Raw genomic sequence first — 19,193 nt, forward strand, 5'->3', positions numbered from 1 at the left:
TTTCAAGGTCCAACTATAATTAATTGTAGCAGAAGATATCTGAAAGAAAGAAGGGCTTACGATGAAAATACAGCATATTCGCAACGCGACCCTATGGATGGAGTATGGGGGAAGTACATTTCTTATTGATCCTATGTTGAGTGAGCAGGGCGCTAATCCTCCCATTTTTAATACGGAAAATGACCGTCGGAATCCGCTTGTATCGTTACCGGGATCAGTAGACAAATGGCTGAATCCTAATGCAATAATAGTCACGCATCTTCATCCAGATCATTGGGATGCCGCTGCCGTTTCCTTGCTGCCGATTAATCTACCGTTATTTTGTCAGGAGGGGGACAGGGATACCCTAGTAGAGCAGGGATTTGAGAACGTCTCGGAAATCACCGATAAGCTGACATTCCAAGGAGTAACTATAACACGTACCGGTGGACAGCATGGAACCGGAGAGATTGGCAAGCTGATGGGGAAGGTATCCGGGTTTGTCTTTCAGGCGGAAAACGAACCAGTTGTGTATTTGGCAGGAGACACGATTTGGTGTGATGAGGTGAAGATTGCACTCGATGCCTTTAAACCTGAGGTGACGATCGTTAATGCTGGTGGAGCGCAGTTTTTAACCGGAGGTCATATCACAATGAATGAGCAGGATGTCGTAGACTTATGCGAATATGCTTCTTCTACTAAGGTGATCGCTGTACACATGGACGCCATCAACCATTGCCTTGTTACCAGGGATAAGCTAAGAGCTCACTTGGAGAAGGAGGAGCTACAGGATCGAGTACAGCTTCCGCAAGACGGGGAATGGTGTTACGTATAAACTAAAGGGGGGAGTGATCCCCTCTTAAATCTAGCTAATGGCAGAAATAATGCATGAATTTGAAAACGATCACAAAAATTATTTTACCTGCTTGACTAGACCTTGAAATCATGATAAATTAATTCATGTTCACTTCTAATTTACTTCTAATGTTCCCTGATAGCTCAGTTGGTAGAGCACTCGACTGTTAATCGAGTTGTCACAGGTTCGAGTCCTGTTCGGGGAGCCATTTTTATGGAGAGATACCCAAGTGGCTATAAGGGGACCCTCTGCTAAGGGGTTAGACTGCGTAAGCGGTGCGTGGGTTCGAATCCCACTCTCTCCGTTCTGAATTACATAAGAAGAGCTTCCATTATGGGGGCTCTTTTTTTGTTGTGTAAATTTATTTTGCAGTGGCTAAATGCGACATATATGGATTAGAGGAAGTATTGGGGACAGATCACGCGGATGTGTGATTTGTCTTTTTTAATCTGAATTATCAGTGATCAAATTCTATATTTTGGAAGGTAAATGGAGTGAGAAAAGCGAATATTACTGAATCAGTCTCAAGATGCCAGTTACATCGGCTAACACAGCATTCATATAACGGAGGGAACATGAAAAATATAAATCAATTACAAACTAAACCTTCAAGTAGATATGATAGCTTTGATCCTGATCAAGAAGGAAATAAAAATACCAAATTTGCCGACATAATACTTGATGGCAGGTCTCTTTATCAAATGCTGAAAAGACATGACATGGTTCCATCCCTCGGGTGGGGGAGTGAAGAGCATCAAAGGAAAATGATTAACTATTTTTTATTAAACCAAATGCATGAATATATGTACTACAGATACCCAATATTAGTCTGCCCTTGGTGTGGAGATGAAGAGTGTGGCTTTATATCCGTATTTATTGAGAAAGAAGAGAATCTAATCATATGGAGAGATTTCAAACTGGAACCCAGCAATAAAGCTATTGATGTTGGGCCTTTTTATTTTAAATGGGATGAATACGAAAAAGTTATTAGAGAGACATTTGGAACTGCGGGGATTCAATAAAGTTTCAAGAAGTATTCTGCAGACGGAAAAGCTGTGAGGCTAAGTCTCCGACTTTTCAAATTAGAACAACCTTGAGGTGGATTATGAAGTCTTTTTTAATAAAGGGCAAAGATAATAAACAAGATTTATTATCCATTGAGATTGAGATAAGCAGCAGGAATGAATATAAGAATATATCTAAACACAAAAGGGTACTAATGCCTGTTATTAAATGGTGCATTTCTTTAGATATAAATGGCCATAAGTTAGATAAAGATGAAGTGTTTGTAGAAGATGTTTTTTTTGAATCATTATGTTATCCGGGGCATTACCCCATGTTTACCTGTACTTGTGGTATTTTCGGTTGCGGAGGGTATTATGTGGATGTTGTACATGATAATGAAGCGATGATTTGGACAACGCAACAATCTCCATACGAGGATAAAACAATTAAGAGCACTAATAGATTTGTTTTTTCATGGAGTGATATAATTGATTTTTCGGAAAAATTAATACAGAGACTAGAAGAACTCCAAAGTTTAATGATATCCAATGAATTAGAATTTCGATTCGATCTTGAAAAATATAAAGACATAATACAAGAAATAAAAATAAAGAGAATAGAAGATTACAATATTTGAAGAAGGTTAAATGACCCTAGGTCTGAAGGGTTCGGAGAGCTTCTTGTGATTGCGAATGTAGGAACGTTATAGAAATCGATTTTAGAAGGAGACTAATACATACATATGGGTAAGAAATTAACGATATTTCTTGTTGATGGTTCTGAAACAGGCCCTAGAACTATTGAAATTGGAAATTGGTCTGGTAAAGCAGTTTACTCGCAAAGATCATCACTACCAAAAATAATAGAAAGACAGGAGTTTAACCGACCAGGTATTTATATATTAAAATCAATGCCGAATAACGAAAATTACAACGAACGAATATATATAGGAGAAGCTGAGAATTTAAGAAAGCGGCTTAAACAGCATTTAGCTGATTCAGATAGGGATTTTACTGAAATTGTAGCTTTTATCAGTAAAGATGAAATGCTAACAAAATCTCATATAAAGCATTTAGAGTCTAGGATTATTACTTTGGCGAAAGATGCTAAGACTGCTGAAATTGATAATACCATACAACCAGAATTGACAACATTACCAGAGGCAGATATTTCAGATATGGGATATTTTTTAGAACAAATCAAACTGATTTTACCTGTAGTGAATTTTATGTTTTTAGTTCCGTCTACAATAAAGCAATCCGAAGATGTTAGTGTTTTGAAGCAGACAGAAAGTAATAACGAAATTGTTTATACGGCAAAAAGTAAGAAAGTATTAGCAAAATTAATTGAAACAGAAAAGGGCTATGTAGTTTTATCTGGATCTCAAAGCAGTAAAGTTACATCAAATTCTATTTCAGAAGGCTGGGTTAAACAAAGAAATAAACTAATAGAAACAGGGGTCCTAATTGACGGAGGAGAGTTATATATATTCAAGGAGAATGCTATTTTCTCAAGTATTAGCGCGGCAACAGCTGTTGTGCTAGGTCGTCAAGCCGCTGGTCCTGTAGAGTGGGTCGATTCTAGCGGAAAAACATTTAAGCAAAATCAAGAGAAGAAGTTTGAAGGGGGATTCAATGAAGAAGACTCGTGAATATAAGGAGTACGTTACATGAACAAAGATGAGTACTTTGAAAATCTAGAAGAAATAATTACAGATCAATTATACATTGGGTCATCAGAATCTGATATTCAAAAAGAAATTGAGACAAATATGTGGAGAATTACAATTCAACCTGACTTGGTGAAAGAAAATTTAATTGATGATTTCGACAATTTCATAAATAAAGTAATTGAAAATAGACAAGAACAGATCGATAGATCAAATTCAGCTAATGGTATGATCTTTTACCTGTGGTTTGATCTAATGGCGAGCCAGTTGAGATTCAACTTAATATCAGATGTAAACAAAGCACTACCATTTGCTTGCTCGATTCAATATACGGGAGATAAAAAAGAAGTTTTAGAAGATTTTATAAATTCCTCTTTACATAATGGCCTACCGATAGAAGGATATGATGATAATTTTGTAGAGAAAGAATTTGTATTAAAAATCTATAAAAAACATTTAAGACGGAAAATCATATAAGTCAAAGGAGTGGATTAACATGGAGCTTTTTAAACAAATACCCTTGTACAGGTTTTTGGCATTATGTAATGAAAGTGGCATGGAAAAGACCATATTAGATTGCGGGGCAGGAGGGGATACTCCTCCACTAAGTTTGTTTGCGAATTATGGATACGCTACATACGGAATAGAGATGAATGTTGAACAAATGAACAGAGCTAATCAGTTCGCAGCAGAAAGAGGGCAGAATTTAAACATACATCAGGGTGACATGAGACAGTTGGCATTAAACGATGAGTCGATGAGTTTCGTGTATTCATATAACTCTATTTTTCATATGAGAAAACAAGATGTGAAAGAAGCAATAAATGAATTGAAACGGGTGCTAAAACCTGGTGGATTAATATTTGTTAATTTTTTAACTATCAAGGATTTTCGAGTCGGTGACGGAGTTGATTTAGGAGAACATCAGTATGAGCAAATGGAAGATGATGAATTAGTAATTCACTCTTATTATGATTATGATGAGGCGGACTCTATGTTTTCTGATATGCAATTAATATATAAAGAAGATTGAGTGCTTGAAAGAAAGTTTGAAGGCGAATGGATACGGCAAGGATTTATCGATTACATATATGAAAAATAGTTAAGAACAACTTAGAATAAGGTCAGATAAAGATATAGCAATAATAAATTGTTCGCAACTTGGTTTGCTATTTCATATTCGGGCCATTCTCATTTTGACTGGAACTCTACGAAGTCTTCGCCAGAGCTGATCATCGGGAATATTGAGATTGGGGCTATAACGTATTTCATTTTAGTCCTAGCCGTTCTGATGGAGCTGTTCGTAACCCGCTTAAAGAAGAAATTGATGGTTAAAGTGTAAAGTTATCTTTTAATCTGGTTGTAAGAAAAAGCATTTGTTTTGTTCAAAATAGTATGTTAAGTTATAAACCTATTTGACAGAGCACACAAGTTAGAGCCTATTATGGCTCTTTTTTTGTTAGTTGGCGGGAGTGAGGAACATGGATTATAGGAAAATAGAACGTTCAATCACCTATGCAAAAGTATCGTACTATATGAACATTGTTATGGCCGTTGGGAAAATGATTGTAGGGTTATACACTGCCTCGGTCTTCTTATGCATATATGCTTTTTACAATGTAGGGCTGGCCTTGGCGAAGGCAACGGCGGTCAAGGGACATTACGCGGGGAAGCAGCTGCCTGACGAAACACATCCCTACGGTTACGGTAGAGAAGAATATAAGAGTTATTTCAAGGTTGGAGTCATCTTAACTACGTCTAGCGTTGTTTTTATCATCTATTGTTTGCTGTTATTTTTGTATGGCAGTTCCGTGAGTTATTCGAAGAATGTAGCACTCGCCATCGCATGCATGACTTTTGTAGAAATTGTTATGGCGGTGCATGGGTCGATCGTTATGATGAGAAAAGGAAAAGCGCCAGCCGTTTCGGCAATCAAGTTATCCAATCTAGCGGCCTCTTTAATATCTCTCGTTCTTACACAGACAGCTATACTTTCGTTTACACATCAAGGGGATATGTCTTATTATAACGGTCTTGCGGGACTGATCTTTGGCGGGCTTGCTGCGTTGATCGGCGTTGGTATGATGCTACATATGCATCTCGTACTGATTGCTAAGCATTATCCTTTTGTTAGGAGAAAGCTAATCAAAACTATACAGTCTTGCGGCGTGAATCTTTCTATTGAACTTATTCGTTACGAGGATCATGGTCCTAGAAGGAAGCTTCTTTATGTTCATGAGATACACAGCGACTCCAGGGAACAATATGAGGTGATCAAGGCAAGGATTAGACGTGATTGGGATATAGAGATGATTGAAGAATCGAAGAATGCTATAGGCTGAAGTGATATGAAAAAAAAGTGCTTGCCATGTCCTTATATTTCTGGTATCATAATTTTTGTTGTCACGTTAAGACAACCTTGCTAAGGCCCGTTGGTCAAGGGGTTAAGACACCTCCCTTTCACGGAGGTAACATGGGTTCGAATCCCATACGGGTCATATTATGCGGTAGTGGTGGAATGGCAGACACGCTATCTTGAGGGGGTAGTGGGTGTATACCCGTGGAGGTTCGAGTCCTCTCTACCGCATACAAATAAAAAAGTAAGAAATCCTTTGCTTCGCAGAGGTTTTCTTACTTTTTTTTATAGGGTTAGACAAGTTGATTAGTTCTTGAAGGCTCTTGCATATTGGGGATAGAGCTGTCTGACACAGTCTGGGCAAATATCATGGGTGAATTGCAGAGAAAGCTGATGTTTTAAAAAATGTTCAATGTTGATCCATTCATCCTTAGAATTTCGAATGGATTTGCAGGAAGCGCAGATGGGGATTAACTCTTGTGTTGGCTGACATGTCGAACAGCTGCTTGTGATCCCCGACATTTTAGTTCCTTCTATAAATACACCCAAATCATATAGAGAAATTATAAAAGCAGCTTCTAGATAATAATCAGAGAGTAGCGGATAGATTTCCAATCGAAAGATACGCGTCCCTTTATAGGCGGTTTGTATGATGAACTCAGAGGTATAAATCTGTTGCTCTCTGCGGAGTATAATTTTCACCGAATCATAAAGCTTGGCCCATTGATCGGAATCGATGATCACATCTTGCAGAAGCTCCGAATAATAAGCTCCAATCCATTGTTTGTGAGGGGAGAGGCCATATTCATGACTAAATGCTTTCCACTTCCTGTTGGTGAACTGGATAACTCCTTGGCTGTTGATGACCACTGCATTGTGCGGCAGATATTCAAGTGAATGGATAATGGAAGATGATAAGCATTTTGACAAAAGTCACCGCTCCCTCCTAGAGATCCTTCGGGATGACATGTTAATTAAGGGGGTCAGACGGCATTACATCAGACACTTGTCACCTGAGTCGCCTCTTATCGTCACTCTAACCATATGATATAATCGGATAATACATAGTAACACCAATTATATACTTTTTTACGTTATTTTGCAATAGGTAATTACTTAAATAAGTCTTTTTTTATTTTTTTTGTGAAGGGCGGTTTACGGATGCAGACCATATACGAACGTATAGAGTACTTAATTAAGCAAAAAGGTCTCACCAAGAAATCATTCTGCGAGCAGTTAAATATAAGCACAGGTAATATGGGAGATTGGAAGCGGGGCAAATCTACTCCGGGAACACATAAATTAATTGAGATCGGCGCTTTTTTTCATGTAAGTCTGGACTGGCTTATTTTAGGTAGAAATACATCTGAAATATTGAAAGAGAGCAATGAGGACTATGATTTCGGAGAAGCGAAGTTGAATGAAGATCGAACGAATGAATTGCGTCCAGAGGAAAAGGAATTCATTAAGGAATACCTAGCATTCACTGAATATCGTAAGCAGAAATGGGCTGACGAAAATTCTTAAATCAACGCCTTTACATTTCGGGGAAGTACATTTATAATAATGAATGTTGACCTCAAACAAAGTTTTATGTTTTATCTCACCGCGCGGTAGTGGTGGAATGGCAGACACGCTATCTTGAGGGGGTAGTGGGTGTATACCCGTGGAGGTTCGAGTCCTCTCTACCGCATACAGAATGACGAAAGGAGCCTTGCGATGCAAGGCTTCTTTTTTATGCTTAACGAGCAATCGGAAAGCTGTATGTTCGTATATTGATTAAAGACAAAAGGATACTGACCGCATATCACCTAGTGGGCTGAGTGATGTGGCCAGTATCCTTTTTTTAAATTTCATATTGAATGGATTATTTCAGAAGCTTGGAGATATAGGATTCGATCTGCTGAGGAGTAGTTTTAGGAGCAAAACGCTTAAGGACACGGCCTTCTTGATCCACCAGGAACTTGGTGAAATTCCATTTCACGCTTTTTGAGCCTAGAACACCAGGTGCTTCCTTTGATAAGTATTTGAATAATGGGTGTGCTTCATCACCTTTTACATCAATCTTCTCGAACATTGGAAAAGTTACCCCATAGTTAATCTCGCAGTATTCTGCAATTTCATCACTTTCGCCAGGCTCTTGGCCAGCAAACTGATTGCTTGGAAAACCAAGTACCTCAAATCCACGATCCTTAAATTTCTCGTACACTTCCTGAAGCCCTTTATACTGAGGCGTAAACCCACATTTGCTAGCTGTATTCACAACAAGGAGTACTTTACCTTTGTACTTGGACAATGATTCTTCTGCACCCCGAAGAGTGTTGACCTCAAAATCATAAATACTCATGGATGCCACCTCCTTTGTAATTCCTAATTTTAATTTATCGCAATTTAATTGTACACTATTTATGAGGGTGAGCCAAATAAGAAAATTCTATGAACCATTAACGCCCATTCGGTTTATCAAATCACAGCAAAATGAATGATCATAAATTAAATGTATCTGTATATATTTTATGGAAATAATGACTGAATAAAGGCGTTGATCAGAAAAGAGCAATAAATAGCCTCCGTGTTAGGCGTCTTTGGTTGACATCACTCTTAAAATTCTTTAATATGTCTAAGTATCTGAGAATATGTTGCGTGTGCAATTTACAACCAAAAATTTAAATAATGGGTGATGAAGATGTCTTACAGACCGAATATTACGAATGTGACCAAAGCCAGCAGCAACGATAAGGAAGGATTGTACGAGTTCATTATCAAGCTTGCTGATGGAACGGAGTGCCGTGCGTTTTATAATCGGTTTCCGGAATGGAAAATGACGAACATCAGCCGCCTGCTTAAAACTCCATGTCCAATTTGCCGCAAAGATTTCATCTGTAAATGCATGGAGGCATTCACTGCTGATTTCGAAGGACAAATGATCGGTGATCAATGGATTGAAAAGGCAATTGCTGAATAATTAAAGAACGGTACATGTTGGCGCGGGATTCTATCCCGCGTTTTTGTTTACCCAAAATATGCGATACACTTATATTTATAGGGAGGGGGAGCTATGAACGAGGAGCTGAACATTATGCAAAATAAGTCCATTGTGTTGATTGATGGGGTGTGTCATCTTTGCCAAGGTTTGATTCGTTTCATCATCCCGCGTGATCCCAAGGCTAAATTTCTATTCGCCCCTTTACAAAGTGAAATTGCCGCTAAGCTAATGAGTGAGGCTGGACTTCAACCTGGGCAGTTGAACACAGTTGTATTGCTGGAGAACGGTGTGTATTATACAGAGTCGGCTGCTGTACTGCGGATTGCACGTAGATTGAGATGGCCTTGGCCTGCTGCGTATATCTTCATTATAGTGCCGCGCCCAATACGGAATACCCTCTACCGCTATGTTGCAAGGAATCGTTACCGTTGGTTCGGGCGCGATGAGCAGTGTCTACTCCCAACACCGGAGATTAAACAAAGATTTTTGTAATCTGGGATTTGGCTAGATGTTATAATGTAACCATAATTTGGTATAATTAAGGACATTTAGCGAGGGGCGAAGGGATGTTGCGAAAGGCAGGGCTTTATCTATTAATAGTTATGCTAGTTTCTTTAGGTACGATGGGAACGGTATCCGCAGATGCTAAGCTCAAGGTAATGGTGAATAATTCGAGCGTGAATTATGGCGTGCAAATCGTCTCTGGACAGACGATGGTTCCGCTGAAGGCTTTTGAGAGCTTCAAGAATACTTCTATTCAGTGGGAAGCCCGTACAAAGCAAGTAACGATCGTTAGAGACTCCATGAAGATTATGCTTGCTGTGGGTTCTCGAACGGCGTGGAAGAACTCCGAATCTGTACAACTGGATGCACCTGCTAGCATCATGGATGGAAGAGTTACGGTGCCGCTGAGATTTATTGCGGAAGCTCTTGGAGCAAGAGTAACGGTAGATGCTACTACGAATACTGTCTGGGTTCAGGAACGTGCAAATGCGAAGCTTGTGCAGAATTATAATAGTAGGGACTTGGTAGTTTCCCGCATTGCTGCTTTACAATTCCCGGTTGAAGAAAGAGAACCGTCCCAATTAACGGGTGATAATGAAGCGTTGTCTATGTCGTATTATTTTCCTGAAGGCAGATCTGATGGATATTTCATAATCTATGGGCATTTTGTATCGTATTATGAGATTAAAGACAACATTAGAACAGTCGTATGGGAAGCAGATTTGGACAATTCGAAAGAGGCTGATAAAAAAGATTTTACCGCGATATTCGGACACCCCATTGCAAAGGAATATGGTAAAGCCCCTGTTTTAGCCCCATCCTATGCCTATTATTATACGAGTGTATGGGGAAGTCAGATTATTTGCGGAATCGTTAATGCGGATGGAACGACTAAAGTATCAGGGAAGTCGCTGAACTGGGAGAACAACAAGCCCTTTATCGTGGCTATTCCCGGCGAGACGGAGCTTTTAGCGCTCTACAAGTCATATTAAATATGGAGATGAATTATGAATAAAGGCAAGCCCAAGGGATTTATGCGTTTTGATTGGCCTTTTCATTTTGTGACGATGCCGCTTGCGCTAATTTTGTTTGTGTGGTCGGCGATTTATGCTGTTCAAGAGATACGTGATGATGGTGCTTTAACGGTGCCATTGCTATTATTCGGGATGTCCTTATGCTTACTTTTTGCGATTACAAGAATTCGTATATATGCGACAAAAAATCAGGACCGCGTGGTGAGAGTGGAAGAGCAGTTCCGCTATTTCCGTCTGACAGGCGAAGCTTTGAGCCCAGAGCTTGAAATAGCCCAAATTATAGCGCTACGTTATGCGGGTGATGATGAGTTTCCAGGACTGTGTCAACGGGCGGTGAAGGAGAAGCTCATTCCTGCTGATATTCGGTCTGCCATTAAAAACTGGCGCGAAGATAAGATGAGAGTGTAGTATCCAGCTAGTGTGCGAAAAAACTTATTGCTGCCTTCATATATATATGCTACTATAGCTGTAAATTAAAGGAATAGTAACGGAAGCACCGTTCAATTACCGTATCCACGGTTATTGTCGGTGCTTTTTTTGCTGTCTTTTTTTGAGGAAATAATGGATTTCTTCTTATCGAAAGGAGCGTGGTTTCATGGCGGCAAGGATTGTGCTCGCAGTGCGTGAAAGTCAATATATCGAACCATTATTGCACTATCTTCATCACAGTGAGTACGGAGAAATGCTGCGTATTACGGCTTTTAGCCGAATGGATGCTTTTATCGAATTTATGAGGGGAGAAGACATCCCGGATGCTGTTGTGGGGGACTCTTCTTTTATCGAGGCTTGGCTAGTAGAGGGGAAAAGCACGGTTCCATGGGCAGTTTTGAGTGAGGATGGAGGTTATCTCGGTAAGAGTTCTAAAAGCCTGGGAGGGGGAGTGATGATTGCCAAATATCAGGCGCTTCCTTCCCTCCTGGGTGCATTTCTCCAGTTATGTGAAGTTCAGAGAGGTAGAGGATCTTCTGTGCTAGATGAAACGCTGTTGCTGGGGGTTGTTTCTGCTAGCGGCAACATGGGCAAAACAACGATAGCATTGAATATGGCGAAGCAACTTGGTGAAATGGGCCTTTCGGTGTTTTATCTGAACCTTGAGAGTGTAGACAGCAGTGGGTTGTTTCTCAGAATCCCTACAGGTCATACGGCTGGACTAGAGCGACTGCTATATGAAATAAAGGCTAATCGAGACAAGGATGAAGCGGATACGATTGAATTAGGACAATACTTCATTAGATATGATCACCTCCGAACTGCTGCTTTCAGACCAGTTATTAATGTGAAGGAAATGCTGCAGATGACTTTGCAAGATACGCTGGATTTGTTAGAGCGGCTGGTTGCGGAGAGAAACTTTGATGTTGTTATTGTGGACACCGGCAGCATCGAGGAAGAGCGTGCGAAAGCTGTGCTGCAGCGAAGTGGGGTTCTACTTTGGGTCCTGAAAAATGATGATGTAAGCATGTATAAGACTATGAGATGGCTGTCGCATTGCACCGCTCCTAACTCTGGCATGTCCCCCCATGTGATGGACAAGAGTAAATTTGTAGTGAATTTTGCAGTGGATCGTTTGGAAGAGTGGGTGCCTCCTGAAGGAATTATCATTGAAGGCGTATGTCCCTTTATCCCATCATGGACGCTGCAACACCGTGAAGAGCTCTTTTTGAACTCTCCACAATTTCAGCAGGAGATCATGCAGTTGTGCAAGCGGATTGTAGAGCCAGCACTCCCATTAGTTTTTACAGGGAAGAATATCCATGAATGAGGAGATGTTCAGGGCGCTGCGTAGTGAGATTCGTGCAGGGCTTGATGTGACTTCTGCAGTAGGAAACCGTGAACTTACTGGGTTTATCGAACGAACGATTCTAGAAAGTGAAAGCCTCCGTTACTTAACAGCACAGGAGAAGCATGAGTTAGTTAAGAGACTATTTGACTCCTTCCGAGGGTTGGATGTGCTTCAGCCATTAGTGGATAATCCGGCGATCACGGAGATTATGATCAATAGTCATACTGAGATTTTTATAGAAGAGGAGGGTCAGATTCGTCGTCTTCCTTTGGAATTTGAGTCCAGCAGCAGGCTGGAAGACATTATCCAAACGGTAGTATCCGGTGTTAACAGGGTAGTAAATGACTCCTCTCCTATCGTTGATGCCCGGTTGAAGGATGGATCCCGTGTGAATATTGTACTTCCGCCAGTCTCACTGAAGGGACCAGCGATGACCATACGTAAATTCCCGGAGAAGCCGATGACGATGAATGAATTGGTGAGCCGTGAAGCTTTAAGCCTGGAAGCAGCAGAGCTACTGCAAATCTTAGTAGCTGCTAAATACAACATTTTTATAAGCGGGGGAACGGGCTCGGGGAAGACCACCTTTCTAAATGCATTATCTCAGTTTATCCCTTCACAGGAGAGGGTCATCACAATAGAAGATTCTGCTGAGCTACAGATTGTAACGGTGCCAAATCTTGTTTCCCTGGAGACTAGGAACGCGAATACGGAAGGCAGAGGGGAGATTTCCATTCGAGATTTGATTCGTTCTTCGCTGCGGATGAGACCCAATCGAATTGTTGTGGGTGAGGTACGGGGAGCTGAATGCCTCGATATGCTACAGGCGATGTTTATAAAATAGGTAATATTTTTTAGGAAACGGAACAAACTTATTGCAGTAATAATTGATAACATAATAAAGAAGCAAAGAGCCCAAGTGTTGTCAAAAGATAGTTTGGGTTCTCTGCTTTTTATTATTCATGATATCTTTCTAAATTACATAAAATTTCATCTTCTGTTGGTCTTCTATTTGCTTCATTAGCTGATTTTTCAATCATTTCATCCGTTAATTGGTTATTCTCTCTGTTTGTAATTATTTTTCTAACTCTTTTAAAACTCTCACTCAGTATCTCTTTTTCGGTAGTATCAAGGAAGTTCCATTCAATATCCAACGTTTTTTCTACAAAGGCTGCTCCTGGGAAGATGGGCTCATCATGAGTTTCGGCAGTTATTTTATGTACAATCTTTCTCAAGACTCCATTTGTAAGATTCTCAACATCTACCTGTTCTAAAAAGTTTGTGAACCTATTGAACTGCTCATTAAGACTATTTATCTCCTTATCAATATAAATGAGTTGATTAAGTTTGGATTCTGCTTCGAATAATTGAGAATCAAATTGTTTCTTTCTAGTTTTGAAGTCATCGTCATTAATTAAATCTCTCCCTGCTAATCTAATAATTCCATCAATATCTAGATTGATCTCTTTAATTTCATCTAGAAGGTTTTGTTTTTTTGTTTCGATATCTTTAGCGTTATACTTTGTCTTCAAAATTGTATCCAGATAATACTTTCTCTTATTAGGAGTAGTACGATAATTATCGATCTTTTCTTTTACAAATTCAGTAAGACTATGTTCGTGTTGAACATTACGATACGAGCATTTTGTTTTTCCATGAAGCTCACTATTTCTGCAAAACCAGTAAGTATAACTTTTGGTTTTATTGTTTTGTACTCTTCTTCTGAGGCTGCCTCCACAGTTACCACATACTAGTAAGTTGGAAAATAAATGTTTGTTTGAATGTCTACTTTTACCTTTAATAATGGTTCGTTGTTGCTTGTCCACTTTATTCCCGTCATCATCTTCGATAGTAATAGTCTTATATTTGAAATTACCAAATTGCTCAAATCGTTTTGCTTTTTCGATTTGAACTAGTTCGAAAAAATTATCATCAATAATTCTAAGCGTTTCATCGTATACAACTATTTGATCTTCTCTAGGGACTTTTTCTATAATATTGCGATTGATGTCAATTTTTTTTGTTCTATGAAGTCGAATCTCCCCAGTATATACAGCATTCTTTAGCATATTAGAAATTAAACTTTGACCCCAAATCGCTATTCCTCTCTTAGTAGGAGTATCTTTAGAATTTAAAATTTTAGCAATATTATATAAACCCATACCTTCGTTTAGATACAAATTAAAGACCTCTTTTACAATTAAAGCTTCTTCTTCGTTTTTGACTAACTTACCATTCTTGATATTGTAGCCGTATGGTTCACGACCTCCCCATATTCCTTGAGCGTATTTTACCTTTTTACCCCACTGAACACTTGTCCCCTTGGAGGTAGATTCATTCTCAGCAAGAACCGCAAATAACTGTATTTTTAAGTTATCCTCACTCTCTAGGCTAGACGCATTAATATTATCAAAGTAAACTCCAATTCCTAATTCTTTTAAATCACCAATGAACTTTAATGTTTCTTGTACGTTTCTACCGAAACGTTTCATATCTTTGACGAATATAATATCGAATTTTCGTGCTTTTGCATCTTTTATCATTTGTTGAAAGGCACCTCTGTACTTAAAAGATTTTGCCCCTGAGAATCCTTCATCAACATAATAGCCATTCGTAACTTCTGCAGTACCATCACTTCTACAAAAAAGACCGCATTGGACAGTTGAAAAATCATTTTTCTGTATATAATCTTTGAAAAATTGTATTTGAGAATCAATTGATTTTTTTTGATCCTCCGAGTTTGTGCTTACTCTTGCATAAAATGTCGCTCTCATAATCATAATTTGACTCCTTTCATGGATATGGTCATGTTAACTAATGCAGCAGTATAAACAGTTTTTTCTAATCAGACCAGCAGACTTTCTGATGCGGCTAAAAGTATTCCTAAGCTAATTAGGGTGATGATAATGTTAAACCCTACGTTGTGTATAAAAACGCTTGTGGAGAAATGGTAGTAGGCTCTGATTGTGAGTTTATAGCTTAGGAGACTTTATTTATTTCTGTGAGTAAGAAGTTTTTGCTATAGTATCACAATGTTAATAATTAATCAAAATTAACTTTTATCATTTACAATTTACAAATATTCAGTTATTGTGTTCTTAGGAATACTAAATTAACAAATGAGGAGTTGGACAAAATGATTGGATTAGAATATGTTTGTCAGGTTTTTAACGTGGAAAATAAGGATCTAGCGGAGAAATTAAAGATTTCACCTCCTAACATTAGTGCGTGGCTTAAGGGGAATAGGGAAATTCCATCAAAGTATATTCCAGAGTTATCAAAAATTTTTAAAGGTCTTTCGATGGAGTACTTTCAAAAAGAACTAACATATATAGACGAGTTGAAAATTAAAATTCATCATATCGAAACGATGGAGTGGGATGATCGCATCGATGAACTACGGGTGTACGATATGGATAATGGGGGTAAATTATTACACGATTTAGACGAGGATACGTACGAAGACGAATTGAAATTTTTATACTCTGAGTTAAACAAGGTTATAAAAATGAATTCTTACAAAGAAAGAGTTAGCCAATTACTAGAACGTGTTTGGGCTTTAGACAGTGCAACAAAATACGAGATATTCAAAGATAGAAATCCTGAAGAGTTCATTGTGAGTAGATTAAATAATTACTTAGATTACGCAATGAAGTTTGAAGTTAGTGGTTTAAATGCGTTGGAGAGCATAATCAACTATTTAAATTCTTATCATAGTGTTGATGAGGAAAATTGGGAGTCTCAAGAACTTTTCCCTAACGAAAAACTTCTATCCTTCTATAAGGATTTGGGGGAAGTATTAGTAAAACATAAGGTTTTGTGAATAACGAATGCTTTATGAACTGAAGACTAAAAGGGTGATAATAGTGAAATCTAAAACTTCTTTCAAAAGCAAGAATGAAGGAAATGAGTAAATCTGATTTGAGAGAGAAGATCAGGTTATTACGAGAAGAAGAATAAACTCTAAGAAACTATATAAACAATTATTCAAAAGGTATTTAATAATAAAAAACGAGGAGAATGAACATGAACGTAGTTGCTAATTATGCAGAAGAATTGGATATGAGAGAAGTTGAAAAACAAACAGGTGATTTTTGTGTAAATGCTATAAGTGAGGTGCATCTGCATATGGAAAAAGCCAAGTATAAATATAAACTTCAATTAATTGTAGAGTGCAGACAAATGTTCGGATTAATTCATAGCGTAGCAGAAAAGAAACAACTACAAAATCTTATTACTAAATACAGAAAAAAAATAAGTGAATTAGATTCAAAAATTATGAAATCACAATTATCTAAAGGAGAAATTGCTGCCCGTATGCTTTTTTTAAATTTTAATAAAGAAAAGTATAATGAAATGATTACTACTCTTGAAGAGTGTATTGAATTTGAGACAACTCCATTTACACTTGAACAAATTAAGTCAGCATATAACTTAACTGAAAAAGTGGATGAGAGATTGGAATGTATCCTGTAGTGAAGAAACCCCAATAACTTATTATGTTTTTACAATATTTGACATATAAATGATTTTATGATATAATACTAGTATGGTGAGAGACAGGAAGTGTCCTATTGGACCTTTTCTGTTTTTTTAATTTATGGGGATATTTATATCTCCTAGCCTTGTGCTGTTTAAAAATGAAAGGAGATATGAAAATGTCTGAAAGAGAAGAATTAAGATTACTCCGTTTATCGAAGAGAATTAGGCTACGGGAAATAGCTGCACTACTTAATTGTCATAAAGCTCATCTAAGCAATTACGAGAATAATCGTACTGGTATGGACGCAGGAAAAATCGAGCTATATAAAAAATATATCCTAGAGAAATGAGTTGAGGAAGATGAGTTTATGTATTGCCATTAATAATCCAGAAAAATTCGTAATAATATGCGGTGATGGACGTATCACCAAAGCTAGTGAAATTGTAAGCGATTGCCATAGGAAGCTAACTAAGCTTACCAATCACGTATCAATGTTCTGTTCTGGAGTACAAGATTATTGCGAAATGTTACGTTCACTGGTAGTAAAGCAAGTCAATGAGTCAACATCGATTGAACAGATTACAATAATCGTAGAGAGGGAATCTTTGAGAGTTCATCAACAATTCCTTATAGATTATCCAACCTACTACGATTTAATGCCAGATGGAGCATGTTTGGCTACTGTGTTAGCTTTTTATGACATAGATAAAGGAGAATGCGGCATGATCGAGTATTGCCATAGAAGTGGATTTGATCCTCGCATTACAGTCGGATCTGCGATGTCTGCAAGAGGGATTGGACAGGATAAGGCGTTAATCTACCTACCAAAGCATTTCAATCCTCAGAATCCAATAGAGAGCGTTCTGAATACTTATAAGATTATAGGCGAGCAAGAACAAAGTGTGGGGGGAGATATTAGCATACATGTAATATCTGAGGTAGGAACTAAGGAATATGTACTGGAGGTCACAAAATGAATGTCGCAATGAATTTAAATGATATAACTAGTAATTCTAGCGGTACGACCTATGCGACGTATAACGGTGGAAGTAAAGCTAGAACATTGAGGGGGATTGATAATCTTCAGCTTGGTAGAAATGTGTTCATGTCGCCAGAAGCAACTATAAGTTGGACGCAAGTTACAAATCAACCTCAAATTCCAACTCTCCCAAGCTATATTTCCGCTACGAAGATTACTCAAACAACAATCGAATCGCCAAATATTTACGGTGGGACAATTGCCATAGGTAGTGGCAATAACGTTTTGAAAGCGGATTCTAATGGAGTTTACTTAGGTAACGCTTCGTTTTCTAATGCGCCCTTCAAGGTAACGATGGATGGGAAGCTGACCGCATTAGATGGTACTTTTAAAGGCACAATTGATGGTTCTATAATTACAGGTGGTCTAATTAGAACTGCGGATTCAGCCGCAAGCAGAATAGAATTGTCTAAGAATGGCTTAGTTTCGAGAAACGAGTTGAATGAAAAGAATGGAGTAGTCATTGATTCTGGGAACTTTTCTTCTCTTGACTTTTATTACAAAGATCAATATCGAGGGGGCTTACAGCAGGTAGCGGGTGATCTATCTCTCACTACTGCACAAGGTTCTATAATTGTGGAAGCTGCTTTGTATAGTAGCACTTTGTTTAGAGGTAAGGTGGATTTTTCTGGTGCTACCGTAATCGGCGTAGTTGCAACGTTTGGATGATTTATCAAATATATAAAGGAGAATATTAATGAAAGAGAGTATAAAGGTATGTAATAGATGTGATCTGTCTTTTCCGTTAGGTGATTTTTATAATCAATCCAATACAAAGGATGGGAAGGGTAACTACTGCAAGAAGTGTAAAAGCGAATATCAAAAAGAACAAACAAAGATGTTGAAAGAAAAAAATCTTTCGATGTATTTATTAAGAGAATCATGCTATGCGGCTTTCGAGAGAGGAAAGCCCACTTATAAGCGTAAAGGTTATGAGAACGTTAGATGCAGCTTTGACAATGCAAGAAGCCTTTTGGAAGCGTTGTGGAATGACGAAACATTCAGGAATGAATGGATTGCACAAACGGATGTATATGTCGCAAATAATAATATTTATAAGTATCGTCCCACATTGGACAGGATCAATCCTGAACTTGGTTATGAAAAAGGTAACATTAGGATGTTGCCACAATACATAAACGTCTCGAGAGATAAAGCAGTATGCTAATCAAGTCGATTGTGTGAGAGTCTATATGAATTAATAGTAACTCCAACATGTTTCCGTGAAGTGAACGGAGCTTTTTTTGTTTGGATATTTATGAAAGGAGGTAAGACATGTTTTCAGAAAATGAGTTTTTTTATTGCTATAGCATGAAGCTATTCAAGTTTCTACGCATGGATAGAGAGTTTAGTTTTATTTGTTCAGGGCTTCATGAGAAGACGATGCAGAAATTTTGGCAGTTCAAACGAACTGAAGAATTGAATAAAGCATTGGTGGAGTTCAGTCAGCGCCATTATGGAGTTAATGAACAATAAAGTTTAAGGACGCAGTGTTAAATTAT

Annotated in this window: 22 protein-coding genes, 5 tRNA genes and 1 pseudogene; 25 read left to right on the forward strand and 3 right to left on the reverse strand. The window is 38.2% G+C overall.

Going from position 1 to position 19,193, the window contains the following annotated elements; all coding sequences use genetic code 11:
* Nucleotides 1–61 precede the first annotated feature (61 nt).
* The 11 genes from MKX41_RS30380 to MKX41_RS30430 all read left to right on the forward strand — a co-directional run bounded on the left by MKX41_RS30380 (nt 62) and on the right by MKX41_RS30430 (nt 6,096).
* On the forward strand, nt 62–814 hold the full coding sequence (locus MKX41_RS30380) for an MBL fold metallo-hydrolase (RefSeq protein WP_340974465.1): 753 nt from the start codon (nt 62–64) through the stop codon (nt 812–814).
* Nucleotides 815–967: 153 nt separating this feature from the next.
* A tRNA-Asn gene (locus tag MKX41_RS30385) sits at nt 968–1,043 on the forward strand.
* Between the two features lie 7 nt (nt 1,044–1,050).
* Nucleotides 1,051–1,139, forward strand: a tRNA-Ser gene (locus MKX41_RS30390).
* Nucleotides 1,140–1,410: 271 nt separating this feature from the next.
* Nucleotides 1,411–1,857 carry an oxidoreductase gene (locus MKX41_RS30395; protein WP_340974466.1) on the forward strand — a complete coding sequence of 149 codons (447 nt, stop codon included), beginning with the start codon at nt 1,411–1,413 and terminating at the stop codon, nt 1,855–1,857.
* A gap of 83 nt (nt 1,858–1,940) precedes the next feature.
* Nucleotides 1,941–2,477 carry a hypothetical protein gene (locus MKX41_RS30400; RefSeq protein WP_076298368.1) on the forward strand — a complete coding sequence of 179 codons (537 nt, stop codon included), beginning with the start codon at nt 1,941–1,943 and terminating at the stop codon, nt 2,475–2,477.
* A 105-nt stretch (nt 2,478–2,582) separates the two neighbouring features.
* The gene (locus tag MKX41_RS30405) at nt 2,583–3,491 is read left to right on the forward strand and encodes a GIY-YIG nuclease family protein (RefSeq protein ID WP_340974469.1); all 909 of its coding nucleotides are present in this window, start codon (nt 2,583–2,585) and stop codon (nt 3,489–3,491) included.
* An 18-nt stretch (nt 3,492–3,509) separates the two neighbouring features.
* Nucleotides 3,510–3,986 (forward strand): hypothetical protein, encoded by a 477-nt coding sequence (locus MKX41_RS30410; RefSeq protein WP_340974471.1) that lies wholly within the window; start codon nt 3,510–3,512, stop codon nt 3,984–3,986.
* Nucleotides 3,987–4,005: 19 nt separating this feature from the next.
* On the forward strand, nt 4,006–4,542 hold the full coding sequence (locus tag MKX41_RS30415) for a class I SAM-dependent methyltransferase (protein ID WP_340974472.1): 537 nt from the start codon (nt 4,006–4,008) through the stop codon (nt 4,540–4,542).
* A 448-nt stretch (nt 4,543–4,990) separates the two neighbouring features.
* Nucleotides 4,991–5,851, forward strand: coding sequence for a cation transporter (locus tag MKX41_RS30420; protein ID WP_340974473.1), 861 nt, complete (start codon nt 4,991–4,993; stop codon nt 5,849–5,851).
* An 84-nt stretch (nt 5,852–5,935) separates the two neighbouring features.
* Nucleotides 5,936–6,007 (forward strand) — tRNA-Glu (locus tag MKX41_RS30425).
* 6 nt (nt 6,008–6,013) lie between these two features.
* Nucleotides 6,014–6,096: transfer RNA gene (locus tag MKX41_RS30430), tRNA-Leu, on the forward strand.
* Between the two features lie 75 nt (nt 6,097–6,171).
* On the opposite strand, the gene MKX41_RS30435 is transcribed toward MKX41_RS30430, so the two are convergent.
* Nucleotides 6,172–6,795 carry a hypothetical protein gene (locus MKX41_RS30435; RefSeq protein ID WP_340974475.1) on the reverse strand — a complete coding sequence of 208 codons (624 nt, stop codon included), beginning with the start codon at nt 6,793–6,795 and terminating at the stop codon, nt 6,172–6,174.
* 231 nt (nt 6,796–7,026) lie between these two features.
* Between MKX41_RS30435 and MKX41_RS30440 the strand changes: the two genes are divergently transcribed.
* Complete coding sequence (locus MKX41_RS30440; protein WP_340974476.1) at nt 7,027–7,392, forward strand: helix-turn-helix domain-containing protein; 366 nt, start codon at nt 7,027–7,029, stop codon at nt 7,390–7,392.
* Between the two features lie 83 nt (nt 7,393–7,475).
* Nucleotides 7,476–7,558, forward strand: a tRNA-Leu gene (locus tag MKX41_RS30445).
* 174 nt (nt 7,559–7,732) lie between these two features.
* Here the strand turns inward: MKX41_RS30445 and MKX41_RS30450 are convergent.
* Nucleotides 7,733–8,212, reverse strand: coding sequence for a glutathione peroxidase (locus MKX41_RS30450; protein WP_042124801.1), 480 nt, complete (start codon nt 8,210–8,212; stop codon nt 7,733–7,735).
* 339 nt (nt 8,213–8,551) lie between these two features.
* On the opposite strand from MKX41_RS30450, the gene MKX41_RS30455 reads away from it, so the two are divergent.
* From MKX41_RS30455 to MKX41_RS30480, 6 genes and pseudogenes are all read left to right on the forward strand, one after another.
* The gene (locus tag MKX41_RS30455) at nt 8,552–8,830 is read left to right on the forward strand and encodes a hypothetical protein (RefSeq protein ID WP_042124803.1); all 279 of its coding nucleotides are present in this window, start codon (nt 8,552–8,554) and stop codon (nt 8,828–8,830) included.
* Between the two features lie 93 nt (nt 8,831–8,923).
* Complete coding sequence (locus MKX41_RS30460; RefSeq protein WP_340974479.1) at nt 8,924–9,343, forward strand: thiol-disulfide oxidoreductase DCC family protein; 420 nt, start codon at nt 8,924–8,926, stop codon at nt 9,341–9,343.
* Nucleotides 9,344–9,417: 74 nt separating this feature from the next.
* Nucleotides 9,418–10,347 carry a copper amine oxidase N-terminal domain-containing protein gene (locus MKX41_RS30465; protein WP_340974480.1) on the forward strand — a complete coding sequence of 310 codons (930 nt, stop codon included), beginning with the start codon at nt 9,418–9,420 and terminating at the stop codon, nt 10,345–10,347.
* A gap of 15 nt (nt 10,348–10,362) precedes the next feature.
* Nucleotides 10,363–10,797, forward strand: coding sequence for a DUF6526 family protein (locus tag MKX41_RS30470; protein ID WP_340974481.1), 435 nt, complete (start codon nt 10,363–10,365; stop codon nt 10,795–10,797).
* Nucleotides 10,798–10,984: 187 nt separating this feature from the next.
* The gene (locus MKX41_RS30475; RefSeq protein ID WP_340974482.1) at nt 10,985–12,148 is read left to right on the forward strand and encodes a hypothetical protein; all 1,164 of its coding nucleotides are present in this window, start codon (nt 10,985–10,987) and stop codon (nt 12,146–12,148) included.
* Nucleotides 12,141–13,001, forward strand: a pseudogene (locus MKX41_RS30480) (CpaF family protein); the annotation flags it as partial. The gene MKX41_RS30475 and the pseudogene MKX41_RS30480, both read left to right, overlap by 8 nt.
* Before the next feature lie 124 nt (nt 13,002–13,125).
* Here the strand turns inward: MKX41_RS30480 and MKX41_RS30485 are convergent.
* Complete coding sequence (locus MKX41_RS30485; RefSeq protein WP_340974483.1) at nt 13,126–14,949, reverse strand: recombinase family protein; 1,824 nt, start codon at nt 14,947–14,949, stop codon at nt 13,126–13,128.
* A 356-nt stretch (nt 14,950–15,305) separates the two neighbouring features.
* On the opposite strand from MKX41_RS30485, the gene MKX41_RS30490 reads away from it, so the two are divergent.
* The 6 genes from MKX41_RS30490 to MKX41_RS30515 all read left to right on the forward strand — a co-directional run bounded on the left by MKX41_RS30490 (nt 15,306) and on the right by MKX41_RS30515 (nt 19,167).
* Nucleotides 15,306–15,992 (forward strand): hypothetical protein, encoded by a 687-nt coding sequence (locus tag MKX41_RS30490; RefSeq protein WP_340974485.1) that lies wholly within the window; start codon nt 15,306–15,308, stop codon nt 15,990–15,992.
* A 203-nt stretch (nt 15,993–16,195) separates the two neighbouring features.
* Entirely contained in the window at nt 16,196–16,645 is a 450-nt protein-coding gene (locus tag MKX41_RS30495; protein ID WP_340974487.1) for a hypothetical protein, read from the forward strand.
* Between the two features lie 366 nt (nt 16,646–17,011).
* On the forward strand, nt 17,012–17,629 hold the full coding sequence (locus tag MKX41_RS30500) for a hypothetical protein (RefSeq protein WP_340975130.1): 618 nt from the start codon (nt 17,012–17,014) through the stop codon (nt 17,627–17,629).
* The gene (locus MKX41_RS30505) at nt 17,626–18,360 is read left to right on the forward strand and encodes a hypothetical protein (protein ID WP_340974488.1); all 735 of its coding nucleotides are present in this window, start codon (nt 17,626–17,628) and stop codon (nt 18,358–18,360) included. The genes MKX41_RS30500 and MKX41_RS30505 overlap by 4 nt, the downstream gene beginning before the upstream one ends.
* 28 nt (nt 18,361–18,388) lie before the next feature.
* Entirely contained in the window at nt 18,389–18,859 is a 471-nt protein-coding gene (locus MKX41_RS30510; RefSeq protein WP_340974489.1) for a hypothetical protein, read from the forward strand.
* Nucleotides 18,860–18,966: 107 nt separating this feature from the next.
* On the forward strand, nt 18,967–19,167 hold the full coding sequence (locus tag MKX41_RS30515; RefSeq protein WP_340974490.1) for a hypothetical protein: 201 nt from the start codon (nt 18,967–18,969) through the stop codon (nt 19,165–19,167).
* The last annotated feature ends 26 nt before the right edge of the window (nt 19,168–19,193 follow it).

It is taken from the genome of Paenibacillus sp. FSL R5-0475 (assembly GCF_038004585.1).
Lineage (GTDB): Bacteria > Bacillota > Bacilli > Paenibacillales > Paenibacillaceae > Paenibacillus_AQ.